This is a genomic window from Streptomyces sp. NPDC002851, assembly GCF_053591935.1.
This window is the reverse complement of the sequence record NZ_JBSFUT010000031.1, coordinates 41035-55417: the sequence shown is the minus strand read 5'-3', so window position 1 is coordinate 55417 and position 14383 is coordinate 41035. Positions and strand designations below refer to the sequence as shown.

The 14383-nt window shown below is 71.1% G+C and carries 10 protein-coding genes; 3 read left to right on the top strand and 7 right to left on the bottom strand.

The features are described 5' to 3' along the window. Positions 1–16 precede the first annotated feature (16 nt). A complete protein-coding gene (locus tag ACWD10_RS27805; RefSeq protein ID WP_451095696.1) occupies positions 17–1603 on the bottom strand; it encodes a recombinase family protein in 1587 nt (528 codons plus the stop codon). A 129-nt stretch (positions 1604–1732) separates the two neighbouring features. Here ACWD10_RS27805 and ACWD10_RS27800 point away from each other — a divergent pair, with 129 nt between their 5' ends. After that, a complete protein-coding gene (locus ACWD10_RS27800) occupies positions 1733–2686 on the top strand; it encodes a LysR substrate-binding domain-containing protein (RefSeq protein WP_451095694.1) in 954 nt (317 codons plus the stop codon). 73 nt (positions 2687–2759) lie between these two features. Here the strand turns inward: ACWD10_RS27800 and ACWD10_RS27795 are convergent, their stop codons facing one another. From ACWD10_RS27795 to ACWD10_RS27785, 3 genes are read right to left on the bottom strand one after another with little or no spacing between them, the layout of a single operon-like run. Then, complete coding sequence (locus ACWD10_RS27795) at positions 2760–5111, bottom strand: ABC transporter permease (protein WP_451095692.1); 2352 nt, start codon at positions 5109–5111, stop codon at positions 2760–2762. Between the two features lie 20 nt (positions 5112–5131). After that, on the bottom strand, positions 5132–5839 hold the full coding sequence (locus ACWD10_RS27790; RefSeq protein ID WP_451095690.1) for an ABC transporter ATP-binding protein: 708 nt from the start codon (positions 5837–5839) through the stop codon (positions 5132–5134). Further along, complete coding sequence (locus ACWD10_RS27785) at positions 5836–6360, bottom strand: PadR family transcriptional regulator (protein WP_451095688.1); 525 nt, start codon at positions 6358–6360, stop codon at positions 5836–5838. Before ACWD10_RS27785 ends, ACWD10_RS27790 begins: the two co-directional genes overlap by 4 nt. A gap of 303 nt (positions 6361–6663) precedes the next feature. Here ACWD10_RS27785 and ACWD10_RS27780 point away from each other — a divergent pair, with 303 nt between their 5' ends. Beyond that, on the top strand, positions 6664–7977 hold the full coding sequence (locus ACWD10_RS27780; RefSeq protein ID WP_451095686.1) for an LAETG motif-containing sortase-dependent surface protein: 1314 nt from the start codon (positions 6664–6666) through the stop codon (positions 7975–7977). Between the two features lie 34 nt (positions 7978–8011). Here ACWD10_RS27780 and ACWD10_RS27775 read toward each other — a convergent pair whose 3' ends face one another. Together ACWD10_RS27775 and ACWD10_RS27770 are read right to left on the bottom strand one after the other, a co-directional pair. After that, the gene (locus ACWD10_RS27775) at positions 8012–8269 is read right to left on the bottom strand and encodes a hypothetical protein (RefSeq protein WP_451095684.1); all 258 of its coding nucleotides are present in this window, start codon (positions 8267–8269) and stop codon (positions 8012–8014) included. After that, a complete protein-coding gene (locus ACWD10_RS27770) occupies positions 8266–9159 on the bottom strand; it encodes an SPFH domain-containing protein (protein ID WP_451095786.1) in 894 nt (297 codons plus the stop codon). Before ACWD10_RS27770 ends, ACWD10_RS27775 begins: the two co-directional genes overlap by 4 nt. Before the next feature lie 363 nt (positions 9160–9522). Between ACWD10_RS27770 and ACWD10_RS27765 the strand changes: the two genes are divergently transcribed. Further along, positions 9523–11889, top strand: a complete 2367-nt coding sequence (locus ACWD10_RS27765; RefSeq protein ID WP_451095682.1) for a transglycosylase domain-containing protein — start codon at positions 9523–9525, stop codon at positions 11887–11889. Between the two features lie 115 nt (positions 11890–12004). On the opposite strand, the gene ACWD10_RS27760 is transcribed toward ACWD10_RS27765, so the two are convergent. Further along, positions 12005–14359: a SpoIIE family protein phosphatase gene (locus ACWD10_RS27760; protein WP_451095680.1), complete on the bottom strand. Its 2355-nt coding sequence runs from the start codon at positions 14357–14359 to the stop codon at positions 12005–12007. Positions 14360–14383: the final 24 nt, after the last annotated feature.

Below are 14383 nucleotides of genomic sequence, written 5' to 3'. Positions count from 1 at the left end.
GACTGAACGACCTGCGCTAGTCGGCCCAAACAACCTCGATCAACTCCGGAGCGAACCGCTTACCTCGGCCTGCGGGATGGATGAGAACCGCCCGGATGCTCTGCTTCAGCCGGTGCTTCTTCTCCGGGATGCTGTAGCTGTCCCAGTCCTTGAGCACGTCCGCCGAGGCGTTCTGAGGCTTGACTTTGCGGGCCATCAGATTCGTGCGTGCGCGGGTGAGCTCGGTGCGTTCCTCCTCCAACTCCTCGATCATGTCGAGGGCGGTCGACATGGAGATGCGCTTGGCCCGGCGTCGCTCATTCACCTCTTCGATCTCCTGGGCGATCTCGGCAAGACGGCCGTCGTGCTGGGTCTCGTCGACCTCTTCGGCCTTGTGCGCCATGCCCAGGCTCTTCTTCAGCTCCGCGAAGAAGAGGTCAACGACGTGCTCCTCCACCGGCGGGCCGACGCGGCTGATGCCGCCGCAGCCGCCGAGGTTACTGAGACAGGCGTACCGGTATCCGTAGCGGTCGTGCGCGCTCGTCCCCTTCTGATACCAGTTGGCGATCATGGGGAAAGAGCAGATGCCGCACCGCGCGACTCCGGACAGGAGGTACTTCTCCGACGTGCCGTGGGTCAACGTGTCGCCGCTCTTCCGCGCCTCCTTGCGCGCCTTGATCGTTTCGACGCAGGCGGCCCATTCTTCGGGCGTACAGACGGCTTCCCAACTGCCCGTGACTGGCTTGCCGTCGACGTAGACGACGTGGTCGGGCATCCAGGGTTTCTTCGCCCCGCGCCGGTCGGCCTGCGGCAGGTATGTCATGTAGCCGCAGTTCCTGGGGTTCACGAGCCGGGCCTCAACCGTGCTGTGTTGGAGGTTGTAGTCGTTGGCGTCGGCGTTCTTGCGCTGCTTGGTCGCCTTTGGGGCGTAGCCGAGGGCGATCCATTCCTTGCGCACCCGCCCGACCGTCTTGCCGCCAGGGATGGCCAGGATGGCGTCGCGCAGGTCTTTGGCCTCCTCGGGGTGGAGCGTCCGTCGGTCCTCGCGCCATCCGAAGGCGCGAGGCGCCCCGTGCATCCGCCCTCGCTCGGCGTTGGCCCGATTGGTTCCGCTGACCCGGCGCTTGGTGTTCGCGACCTCCACGCCGCCCAGGGTGGCCTGCACCATGAACATGCAGCGACCCTCGATGGTCGACAGGTCTGTACCGCCTTCTACGGCTCGTCCGATGAGTTTCGGGTTGATCAGGTAGAGGCGATTGAGGCGGGCGGCGTCGAACTCAAGGCGAGCGAGGCGGTCAGCGTGCGTGAAGACGATGCCGCGTATGACACCGCTCTCCAGGTCCTTCAGCATCTGCTCGAACTCTGGCCGGACAACCATAGGATCAGAGGCCGGGATGTTGTTGTCGTTGTACTCGCGGACGACGGTCCAACCCTCGTCGGCAGCAAGCTTGCTGTTCTTCGCGAATTGGTCGGCTACCTGCTCCCCCTCCTCGCGGTCGGTGGTCCCGGCCTTGAGTGCCTTGTCCTCGGACAGTCGTCCGTACGAGCCGACAGGTATCACGTCGTTCCCCTCCCTGGACCGCTCAGCAAGCCGTCCAGCGGCGTCCTCGCGGATCACGGCCATGATCGTTGCCTGGAGGCGAGCCTACGCAAAGAGGGTTGATCAGTGGTCTTGTTTTCAAAGAACACCACGCGCCCTCCTAGACTGGGTCAGGGTGATCGGAGGTACCTATCAGTGGCCCGTAGTAATGCAGTGGCCCGTAGCAACAAAGGGCGGCAGCCCACCCTCGCCCAGCTGCGTGCCTTCGTAGCCGTGGCCGAGCATCTGCACTTCAGGGATGCCGCCGCCGCGATCGGGATGAGTCAGCCCGCGCTCTCCGGTGCCGTCTCGGCGCTCGAGGAGGTGCTCGGCGTGCAGCTGCTCGAGCGGACCACCCGCAAGGTGCTGCTCTCGCCCGCGGGGGAGCGGCTCGCCGCGCGGGCGCAGCAGGTGCTCGACTCGGTCGGGGAGCTGATGGAGGAGGCGGAGGCGGTGCGCGGGCCGTTCACCGGGACGCTGCGGCTCGGCGCGATTCCCACCGTGGCGCCGTATCTGCTGCCGACGGTGCTGCGGCTCGTGCACGAGCGCTACCCGGAGCTCGATCTTCAGGTGCATGAGGAGCAGACCGCTTCGTTGATCGATGGGCTGCTCGCCGGGCGGCTCGACCTGCTGCTGCTCGCGGTACCCCTTGGGGTTCCCGGGGTGACCGAACTCCCGCTGTTCGACGAGGACTTCGTGCTCGTCACGCCGCTCGATCACTGGCTCGGCGGGCGCGAGGGCATCCCTCGTGAGGCGCTGCGCGAGCTCAATCTGCTGCTCCTTGACGAGGGGCATTGTTTGCGTGATCAGGCCCTGGACATCTGCCGGGAGGTGGGGCGTGCCGAGTCCGCGGCGACCACCACCGCGGCCGGGCTCTCCACCCTGGTGCAGCTGGTGGCCGGGGGGCTCGGGGTCACGCTCCTGCCGCGTACTGCCGAGAGGGTGGAGACCTCGCGGTCCGGCCAGCTGCTCACCGGTTACTTCGCGGAGCCCGCGCCGTCCCGGCGGATCGCGCTCGCCATGCGGACGGGCGCGGCCCGCAGCGCCGAATACGAGGAACTGGCCGCGGAGTTGCGCGGGGTGCTGCGGTCGCTTCCGGTCCGCGTGACCGGGCGGGCCGTCGACTGAGCCGGTCGACTGAGCCGGTTGGCTGAGTCTGTCGGCTGAGTCTGTCGGCCCGCCCGGTAGCCGCCAGGGCGGCTCACTCCGTACGCAGCCCCTCCGGCCGCATCAGTTTCAGCAGCGGCGGCAGGCTCAGTGCCGTGACCAGGAGGACGACCACCGCGCCGATCCCCGACATCGAGGCCACCGACGCCCAGTCGACCCGGGCGGGCCGGGCCGCCATGCCGAGGAGTACCGCGCCCAGCGTCAGGCCCACCGCCGAGGCGAGGACCAGACCGAGGACGATCGGGACCGCCGTCTGCCACAGGACCGACAGGCTCAGGGTGCGGCGCCGGGTGCCGAAGGCGACCAGGGACGACAGGAGCTTCTTGCGTTCGCGCAGCTGCTCCAACTGCGAGACGAGCAGGCTCGCGCCGATCAGGACCAGGACGCAGGCGGCGCCCACGAACAGGCCGGTACGGACGGTGGCGAAGCGGGCCGCCTGCTTGCTGGCCGCCATCGAGAAGGACGTGACCCGGGGCGACACTTGAGCCGCCGCCGTGCGCACCTGCTCGATGGCGTCCGGCACGGAGCGGTCGAGCTGGACGTACAAATGGCCCGTCCGGGCGGCCGTCGCGGCCTTCGGGAAGGCGCTCGGCGTCGCCAGGAAGCCGCCGGTCTCCACGCCGCGCGGGTCCTCGCGGGCGTCGGCGCGCTTGACCTTCGCGGGCAGCTTCCAGGTCATCGGGTGGGCCCGGGTGTCGCCGCCGTACGACGGGTCGAGCCAGAGCGTCCGGCCGGGGCGGGCCAGCTTGGGGGTGTCGTCGTCGTACTTCGCGCCGTGTACCTGGAAGAGGTCGCCCTCCTTGCAGGACGGCAGCTCGGCCACCTCGCGCAGCGCCGCGCAGCTGCCGACGGTGAGGGAGCTGTACTGGTCGGGGTCCTTGCGCTTCTCGCCGATCTCGACGGAGGTCAGCGGCTGGGTCACCTTCCGTACGCCGTCGGTGCCGCGCAGCCTGTCGTACGCCTCCTGGGTCTGGCGCGCGGAGTCGGGGGACCGGGGCACCATGACGTTCACCTGGGCCCGGTTCGTGTCCTGCCCGGTGGACTTGGTGTAGTCGTTCTCGACTCCGGCGAACAGCATCTGCAGGGCGATCGCCCCGGCCACCGCGACCGCGATGCCGTTGACCATCCGGGCCGCCGTGCCGCTGCTCAACTGCAGCCTGCGGACGGCCATTTGCCAGGCCACCGGGCCCGCGCCGAGCCGTGCCACGGTGGTCTCGACGAGCCAGGGGAGCAGCGCCGTGATGCCGATGAGGAGGAGCAGCACACCGCCGGTCACCATGATCTGGTTGAACTCGCCCCGTTCGTTGCCCTGCCCGATCATCGGGTAGAGCAGCCCGAGTCCGGCGAGCGGAAGCAGCAGCCGCCACCACAGGCGGCGCCGGGCGGGCTTGGCGGTGCGTACGACCCCGAGCGGCTCGATGACGACGGAGCGCAGTGCGAACAGCGTCACGGCCACCGCGGCGACCGGCACCGCCACCGCGACCAGGAGCGCGAGCGCGGGCGTCGGGTCGAGATCGGCCGGGAAGACGCTGACGTCCATGACCTCGACCTGGCCCGCCAACTGCCGGGCACCGAGGAAGACTCCGGCGCCCACGACAAGGCCGAGCAGCGCACCGGCGAGCGCCTCACCGGCCGCGACCCGGCGCACCATGCGGCCGTCGGCGCCGATCAGGCGGAGCGCGGCGAGCCGGCGGTCGCGCCGCTCGCCGCCGAACCGTACGGCCGCGGCGATGAACACGGCGACCGGGGTGAGCAGCACGACGAAGACGACCAGGGTGAGCAGGAGCAGGATCGGATCCATGCCCTCCGGCTGCTCGGTGGCGCCGAAGGAGTCCATGCGCTCGGTGTCCGGGGCGCCGGGCACGAGGTCGTCGGCGCCCGCGAAGAAGACGAGTTCGCCGGGGCCGGTCAGGCCGTCGTCGCCGATGGTGCCGACGATCTTGTCCCCGGGCAGCCGGTCGCGCAGCAGCTTGTTGTCGTCGCTTTCGAGGAGCTGGCCGAGCGCGGGCGAGACGATCAGCTCGCCGGGCTTGGGATACGCGGAAACCCCGGGCGGCAGCGGGGCGTTCGGGCCCTCCGGCTGCGCCAGGCGGCCGCGTACGTCCTTCTCCCGGAACTCGGTGTCGACCCGCGCGAGCACCACGGTGTCGTCGGCCTTCGGCATGACCTTGACGCGGTACTGGAGGTCGGTGCGGGCGTCGTTGCGCGCGTCGCGGTTGCCGAAGACGTTGGGCACCGCGGTGGTGACGAGCAGCAGGGCGACGCCGAGGCCGACGCCGACGGCGGTGAGCGAGGTGCGCACCCAGCTCTCGGCGCCGCCGCTGAAGGCGAAGCGGAGGCCCATGCCCAGGTCGCGCAGCCAGGAGCCGACCGTGGTGCGGTTCATACGGCGCGTCATATGGCGCGTCATACGGCGCGCTCCATGTCCCGGGACCGGCCGTCGCGTACGACGATCTCGCGGTCCGAGTAGGCGGCGACGCGGGTCTCGTGGGTGACGAGGACGACGGCGGCGTTGGCCGAGCGGGCGGCGTCCGTGAGCAGCTCCATCACGCGCTCGCCGTTGAGTGAGTCGAGGGCGCCGGTCGGCTCGTCCGCGAAGATCACCCGGGGCCGGGTGACCAGGGCGCGGGCGACGGCGACGCGTTGGCCCTGTCCGCCGGAGACCTCGCCGGGCCGCTTGCCCGCGAGGTCGTCGACCTCAAGGCGCTCCATCCAGCTCAGCGCGGTCCGTTCGGCCTCCTTGCGCTTGGTGCCGTTCAGACGCAGCGGCAGGGCGACGTTCTCGACGCACGTCAACTCCGGTACGAGCTGGCCGAATTGGAAGACGAAGCCGAACTCGCCGCGCCGCAGGGCGCTGCGCTCGGCGTCGTTCATCGCGGTGAGGTCCCGCCCGTCGTACGTGATGGAGCCCGCGTCGGGCATGACGATCCCGGCGAGGCAGTGCAGGAGCGTCGACTTGCCGGAGCCGGAGGGGCCCATGACGGCGACAGTCTCGCCCGGGTGTATGGAGAAGTCTGCGCCGTCCAGGGCGGTCGTGGGTCCGTACGCCTTGCGCAGCCCGCTCGCGGTGAGGAGCGAGCCGGGCGGGGGTGTGGGGGGTGTGGAGAGGGTCATGCGCCGACCGCCTTTCCGAGCTTGTCGAGGCGGGCGGCGGTCAGTTCCAGCCAGCGCAGGTCGGCCTCGAGGTGGAACAGGGCGTGATCGCAGATGAGTTGGTCCGCGAGGTCGCCCTTGCGCTTGCGGTCGGTGAGGATCCGCATCATCCGCAGATGCTCGGCCCGCTGGGTGTCGAGCAGGTCGGCGGCGTCGCGGCCGGTGAGCAGGGCGAGGACGACCTTGGTGTAGAGGGTCGAGGTGAGATACGGCTCGGGCTTCTCGGGGTTCGCGAGCCACCGCTCGACGTCGGTGATCCCGGCGTCGGTGATGGCGTACCGCTTGCGCTCCGGCCCGCCGCCGGCCTCTATCCCGTCGACCTCCACGAGGCCGTTCTTCAGGAGCCGCGACATGGTCGAGTAGACCTGCCCGTAGTGCAGGGGCTTGTCGTGGCCGAACTTCTCGTCGAAGGCGCGCTTGAGGTCGTAGCCGTGGCGCGGCCCGGACTCCAGGAGTCCTAGAAGGGTGTGACCGATGGACATGCGAAGCACAGTACACGGTGTGTATACCTCGCGTGTATAGCCGGGGTGTATAGCGGATGGGTGCCGATGTGGAGCGGGTGCGGTGCGGGTACTCCGGGTGGCCTTCCTGGCTGGTCAGGCGGGGTCGGGGCCCGAATATCACGATCCGGAGAACATCGGGGACAGCAAGGCATCCGTACGGCCGGGCCAGGAGTCGCAGTAGTCGGCAGAACCAGGAGAACCGCCGAACCGGTGGAGCGGTGAACCGCAGAACCGGTGAGCCGGTGAACCGAAAGAACCTGCCCCCGACCAGAAAGGCCCCACGTGAAACTCCGTCGTTCCCTCGCCGTGGCCGTCGCCGCCGCGGTGACCATGCCCGTCGCGCTGACAGCCGCCACCCCCGCGTTCGCCGCCGTCGCCGCACCCGCGGCCCGTACGGCCGATCAGCCGACCTACGCGGAGTTGGAGAAGGCCGCCGCCGACGCGAAGAAGGCGTACGACGAGGCACGCGCCGCAGAGGAGCAGGGCCGGAAGGAGCTCGAGGCGACCCTGGACGCCCTGGACGCCGACGACCACCCGCTCAAGGCCGCCTGGCTCGCCGCGGACAAGGCGGCGAAGGAGGCGGCCACCGCTGAGTCGGCCGCCGGGACGGCGCTGACGGATGCGCGCGCCGCACTGGAGAAGGCCACCACCGAAGAGGAGAAGGCCGAGGCCCAGAAGGCGGTAGAGGACGCCGAGTCCGCGCTCGCAGCGGCCGAGAAGGCCCGCGGGGAGGCCGACGCCAAGGCGAAGGCGACGCGCACGGCGCTCGACGACGCCCGGGTGGCGGCGGTCCGCAAGTACAGCGTCCTGCAGACCGCCCACGACAAGGCGCGCAAGGCCAAGGAAGCGGCGGACAAGGCGCTCGCCGCGGCGAAGGAATGCGTCCGCGAGGAGGGCCTGACCGCCCTCGCGCACGGCCTGCCGTCGAAGGTCGTGGCGGGCACCCCCGTGAACTTCACGCTCCGCCTCACCAACGACACCGAGCACACCCTGACGGTCGACCCGCTGGTCTTCTTCCACGAGGAGGGTGCCCGCGCCGGTGCGCCGAACCGCCTGAAGGTCGAGTGGTCGAACGGCTCCAACTGGCAGACCCTGAACGGCGAGAAGCCCGAACACCTCGCCCCCGTCGGCCCCATGAAGCCGGGCGCACGCGACGAGCTGAAGATGCGCCTCACGGTCGACCCGAAGGCGGCGCCGGGCGAGGCGATCGCGCTCTTCGCGGCGGACGCGTCGAGCGACTACCGGCCGTGCGTCTACGGCCCGATGAAGCGGTACGACATCGGGCTGCTCCCCAAGGGCAGCAAGCCGGGTGAGATCGACGACGCGAAGCCGGGCAAGCCGGGGGTGGGGGACGACAAGCGGCCGGGCGCCGACGGCTCGGATGCCACGTCCGGTAACTCCGGTAAGAAGGGCAAGGACGCGGGCCCGTCGGCCCAGGGCGGCACGGACAAGGCTCCGGTCCGGGGCGACCTCGCCGAGACGGGCTCGTCCTCGGCGCTGCTGCCGCTGGCCGGAGCGGGAGCGGCGGCGTTCGCGCTGGGTGTGGGGGCAGTGCTCGTGGTGCGGCGGCGCAAGAACAGCCCGTCCGGCGTTTGAGGAAGGCGGGGGTCTGGGGGCCGCAGGCCCCCGGTCAACCCCCCTCCTCCGGCGACGACTTGGGCGGCCGCCCCCGCCGGGGCATAGGCCCCGCCGCCCCCGGCAGCCGCCCCGCCTCCGCCAGCGCCCGCCGCAGCAGAAACTCGATCTGCGCATTGGCGGACCGCAGCTCGTCCCCGGCCCACCGGGCCAACGCGTCGTACACCAGCGGATCGAGCCGCAGCAGCACCTGCTTCCGCTGCTGCGGCTTCCGCTTAGGGGTCTCGCCGGACCCCGGGTCCGACGGGGTCACTGGTACAGCGTCCCCGTGTTCACCACCGGCTGCGCCGAGCGGTCCCCGCACAGCACCACCATCAGGTTGGACACCATCGCCGCCTTCCGCTCCGAGTCGAGCTCCACGATGTCCTGCTCGGTGATCCGGGCGAGCGCCCCCTCGACCATCCCGACCGCACCGTCCACGATCTGCCGCCGCGCCGCGACCACCGCACCGGCCTGCTGCCGCTGGAGCATCGCGGACGCGATCTCCGGGGCGTACGCGAGGTGCGTGAACCGCGACTCGATGATGTGGACCCCGGCCGCCTCCACGCGCGCGTGCAGCTCCACCGCGAGCTTCTCGGTGATTTCCTCGGCGTTCTCACGCAGCGAGAGCCGCTCCTCGTCGTACGAGTCGTACGGGTACTCGATGGCGATGTGCCGCACCGCGGCCTCGGTCTGCGTCGAGACGAACTCCAGGAAGTCGTCCACCTCGAACATCGCCTGCGCGGTGTCCTCGACCTTCCACACCACGACCGCGGCCAGCTCGATCGGGTTGCCGTAGGCGTCGTTGACCTTGAGTACGGCGGTCTCGTGGTTCCGCACCCGCGTCGAGATCTTGCTGCGGGACGTCAGCGGGTTGACCCAGCGCAGCCCGTCCGTACGGATCGTGCCGCGGTAGCGCCCGAAGAGCTGGACCACGCGGGCCTCGCCCGGCGCCACCATGTTCAGACCGCACATGGCGAGGAACGCGGCGATGCCGACGAGGACCCCGACGACGATCAGTGTGGCCTTGGTGCCCGCCGACTCGAACCCGGTCGCCAGGACGACCATCCCGGCGCCGACGAGCAGCCCCACCAGGCCGAGCAGCAACGCCACCCCGCCGCCGATGGAATGCGCGGCGAACTCCCGCACCCGCGGCGCGGGCATCTCGGGCCCGTCGGCGCGAACTTCTACGGACGTGCTGCTCGGTGCGCTGTCGTTCGGGCTGCCGTCCCTGGTCTCGTATGCGCTCATGATGCGAACTCCCCGTACTCCCCGTAGTGGTTGGTCTGTGTGGTGGCCGGTCGTGTCGTGGTTGGTCTGCCGACTGGTCTATCACCAGCCTAGCAAAGTGCTAGCACTTTATCCCTGCCGTGCAACCCTTCGCGCCCCCCAGTGGTCGGTTCCCATAGGACAGGTGCTGATTGTCACGTCCGGAAAAGGCCGGATCGACAGTCCTTTGTCCGCATGGCCGGTGTTAGCTTCATGAGCTGACCCGGGGGAAGCCGACTTGACTGGAGCGACGGAGTAATGGGCCGAGCGGAAGCGAGACGAGCGCGGCAGCGCGGCGGCGGTGCCCGCCGTGCGACGCCTGCGCGGTCGCAGTCCGAGGGCATACGTCCCCGGGGGTCCCGTCGTGCGCCGAAGCGCGGCGGCCGGATACGCCGCCTCTTCACCTGGAAGAAGGTCCTCGGCACTTTCCTCGGTCTGGTGCTGCTCGCCATGGGCGGCTTCATCGCCCTCTATCTCCTCGTGCCGGTGCCGGACGCGAAGGCCGAGGCCAGGCTCGAGAGCAATACGTACAAATACCGCGACGGCACGGTCATGGCCCGCACCGGTAAGGTCAACCGGGAGATCGTCGGCCTCGACCAGGTGTCCAAGGAAGTGCGGAACACCTTCGTCGCCGCGGAGAACAAGACCTTTTACGAGGACCAGGGCGTCGACATCAAGGGCACGGCCCGCGGCCTGCTCAACACCGTGACCGGCAAGGGCAAGCAGGGCGGCTCGACGATCACGCAGCAGTACGTCAAGAACTATTACCTCACCCAGGACCGTACGGTCACCCGCAAGCTCAAGGAGCTGGTGATCTCCCTCAAGGTCGACCAGCAGAAGAGCAAGGACGAGATCCTCGCCGGGTACATCAACACCAGCTACTACGGGCGGAACGCGTACGGCATCCAGGCCGCGGCCCAGGCGTACTACGGCGTCGACGCCCAGAACCTGTCGGTCGAGCAAGGCGCCTATCTCGCGGCGCTCCTTCAGGCGCCGAGCCAGTACGACTGGGCGGTGGCCTCGCCGCAGAGCAAGAAGCTCGTGAAGGCGCGCTGGAACTACGTACTCGACAACATGGTCGAGGAGCACTGGCTGCCCGCGAGCGAGCGGGACGGCATGAAGTTCCCGGTGCCCGACAAGCCCAAGCCCTCCGCGGACGAGAAGGGCCAGATCGGCTATCTGGTCGAGGAGGCCAACATCCAGCTCGCCGCCCGGCTCGCCGAGCGCGACGGCCTGTCCAAGGACGACGCCAACGCCTTGGTCCGGAGGGGCGGTTGGACGATCACCCTGAACATCGACAAGAACAAGCAGGCGGACCTGGAGAAGGCCGTCAAGAAGCAGCTGACCGAGAACCTCGACTCGGACAAGCGCAAGGTCGACGCCGCCGTGCAGGCCGGTGCGGTCTCCGTGGACCCGAAGACCGGCGGCGTGGTCGCGCTCTACGGCGGTGAGGGCCGCGCCAAGCACTACATATCCAACGCCACCCGCGACGACTACCAGCCGGGTTCCACCTTCAAGCCGGTGATCCTCGCCTCCGCCCTGGAGAACGACGCGCAGACCCAGACCGGCGAGCCGATCCGGGCCAGCACGATCTACGACGGCACCAGCGGCCGCCCGGTCAAGGGCGGCGAGAAGCCCTACGCCCCGCCGAACGAGGGCAAGAAGGACTACGGCGACGTCACCGTCCAGCGCGCCATGGACAAGTCGGTGAACTCGGTCTACGCACAAATGGGCGCCGACGTCGGCATGGACCGGGTGCAGCAGACCGGGATGGCCCTCGGCATGGACGAGTTCTCCACCGACCCGGCGATGACGCTCGGTTCCATGGGCGCGAGCCCGATGGAGATGGCCGGGGTGTACGCCACCCTCGGCAACCACGGCAAGAAGGTCACCCCGTCGGTACTCAAGTCCGCCGAGCACCCCGGCCGCGCCCCGGTCGAGGTCGACCCCCTCGGTGACCAGGTGATCGAGCGGCAGACCGCGGACTCGGTGACCTCCGTGCTGCGCGGCGTCGTCAACGACGGCACCGGCGCCGCGGTGGCCACGGGGCAGTACGCGGGCAAGTACGCGGCGGTCGGCAAGACCGGCACCTCCGACAACAACGTGTCGGCGTGGTTCGCCGGGTACACGCCCGAACTCGTCACCGTCGTCGGCATGTTCGGCGAGGCCCCGGAGGACGGCGGCGGCCTGGACCGCCCGGACAAGTCGCCCGCGGGCCCCGGCGACCACGTCTCCCTGGCCGGAGCGGGCGGCGACGGCAAGATCCACGGCAGCGGCTTCCCGTCCCGGATCTGGGCGGCGTACACGCTGGCCGCCCTGAACGGCGGCTCGGACGCCAAGTTCGACCTGGACACCGACATGGGCGTGGGCGTGGCGCCGACCCCGACCCCGACGCCCACTCCCACGCAGGAGCCGACGGACGACACCTCGTCCGCGCCGCCCACGACCTCGGCCCCGCCGACCTCCGAGGCCCCGACGACCTCGGCCCCGCCGACGACTTCGGCCCCGCCGACGACCGGCCCGACGGACATCCCGACGACCGGCTCACCGACCCCGAGCGAGTCGTGGAGCATCCCGACGGAGGACGAGGACAGCGGGAACGGGAACGGGCGGGGGCGGAACTGATTTATAGCCCCTCCGGCGTTTGAGGAGCGGGGGTCCGGGGGCGGAGCCCCCGAAGGCCGTCAGCCACGCGGCGTTAGCCGCATATCGACACAGCCGGGAAGGGGCGGGCCAGGGGCTAAGACCGATTGAGCTCGAACCACACAACCTTCCCCGTGGAGAGCCGAGTAGCCCCCCACCGTCGAGCCAACCGGTTCACCAGATACAGCCCGCGTCCGCCCTCGTCCGTAGCCCGCGCCTGCCGCAGCCGCGGCAACTGCGGTACGTCGTCGCCGACCTCGCAGCGCAGCACGTCCGTACGCAGCAGGCGCAGCGTGATCGGCCGGGTCGCGTACCGCACCGCGTTGGTGACGACCTCGCTGACCAGGAGCTCCACGGGGTCGGTCAGCTCTTCGAGGTCCCAGCGGGCGAGTGCGCGGCGGGCGAGGCGGCGGGCCCGGCCGGGGGCGGCGTGCTCCGGCTCCAGGTTCCAGTACGCGACGTCGCTGGGCGCGATCCCGTTGAAGCGGGCGGCGAGCAGCGCGATGTCGTCGTCCCGGTCGCCGGGGCCGAGCATGTCGAGCACCTCGTCGCAGAGCGCCTCCAGGGGCGGCGGGTGGTCCGGGCCGGTCAGCTGGGCGGTGGCGGCGAGCCGTTCGCGTAGCTGCTCGATGCCGGTCCATACGTCCCTGAGGCGGGACTCGACGAGCCCGTCCGTATAGAGGAGCAGCGTCGCGCCCGCCGGGGCGTCCAGCTCCACGGCCTCGAAGTCGACGCCGCCGACGCCGATGGGCGCCCCGGCCGGGACGCGGAGCACCTCGGCGCGGCCGCCGATGTGCAGCAGGACGGGCGGCGGATGTCCGGCGTTGGCGATGGTGATGCGGTGCGTGACCGGGTCGTACACAGCGTACAGGCAGGTCGCCATGCGGTCCGAGCCGAGCCGTTGGGCCTGCTCGTCGAGGTGGTGCAGGACCTCCTGCGGCGGCAGGTCGAGCCCGGCGAGCGTCTGCGCGGTGGTGCGCAGCTGACCCATGATCGCGGCGGAGGTCATGGAGTGACCCATCACATCGCCCACGACGAGCGCGACGCGGCTGCCGGGCAGCGGGATGGCGTCGTACCAGTCGCCGCCGACCCGGGCGGTCTCGGCCGCGGGCAGGTACCGGCTGGCGAGCCGGACGCCGGTCGGCTGCGGCAGCGTCTCCGGGAGCATGGTGCGCTGCAGCTCGTCGGCGATGTACGCCTCGCGGCCGTAGAGCACGGCCTTGTCGATGCCGAGCGCGGTGTGCGTGGCCAGCTGGGCGGCGACGAGCAGGTCGTCCTGCTCGAACGCGGCGCGCTCGGGCCGTCTGAGGAACACGGTCGCGCCGATCACCCGGCGCCGCCCGCGCAGCGGAGCGAGCAGCGCGCGGCGGCCGTCCGGCAACGCGTGGTCGCCGCCGAGCAGTTCGGGCAGGGCGAGCCGGGCGGCCGGGCTGTCGCCGAAGACCGGCCGTACGCCGCGCAGGACCTCCGCGAGCGCGCTGCCGGAGCGCACCTCGCAGAGCTCGGCCGCGGCGATGTCGGGCTGTACGGGCAGCGTGGGCGACAGGACGCCGGTGTCGGTGCCCATGCCGGAGCCGCCGGTGTCGTCGATGGACTCGGGTATCCGGTCGGTACGGCGAAGCCGCAGCACGACGGGGCCGACCGGCCGCTCGTCGCCGACCGGCAGCGGGTCGCGCAGGTAGACGAGGATGGCGTCGGCGAAGGTCGGCACGGTGGCGCGGCAGAGCCCCATCACGATCTCGTCGAGATCGATCCCGCGGGCGATGCGCCGGGTGGCGGCCCCGACGAAGCGGAGCCGGTCGGTCTCCCGGCGCGCTGCGTCGCCTCCGGTGGATCCTGCGGCGGGCCCTCCGGCGGACCCGCCTACGGAACCGCCGCCGGGACCCGCTCCGGCCCCGCCGTCGGTGCCACCTGGAGCGGGGGCGGGGGCGGGGGTGGGGGCGGGTGAGGGGATGCCGGGTGCGGCGGTGGCGGCGCCGGACGCGTCGGGACCGCCAGCCGCACCGGGGCCGCTCGGGCCGCCCGGCGCACCGGGACCGCTCGGGCCGCCCGGCCCACCGGACTCGGCGGACCCTTCGGAGGCGGGACGCCGGGCGTGCTCGGCGCCGCCGGGGCGGTGGGCGGCAGCGGCGTCCCCGGGTGCCGGGTGCTCGTTCTCCTCAGGTCGCGGCCGGTGGGCGCCCGGCTCCGGGTCCGGGGTGTCCGGGTGACCGGCCTTGGTGTGGCCGGAGCTCGTGCCGTCGGCGGGGCGGCCCTGTGCCGGTAAGGCGGCGGCGCGTGGGCCCGGGCCGCCCGCGGCGCCGTGGGCGGCCGGGGTGGCGGTTTCGTCAGAGGTGGGGGGTTCGTCCGGGGTGGCCGAGGAACGCAGCAGCGCCCCGCGTGGGTCCGCGGGGGCGGCCGGCCGGGCAGCCCGTGGCTGCCTGCCCTCGTGCGAGTTGGAGTGCTCCGTCACGCGTTTCGAATCCGTCCGTCCGGG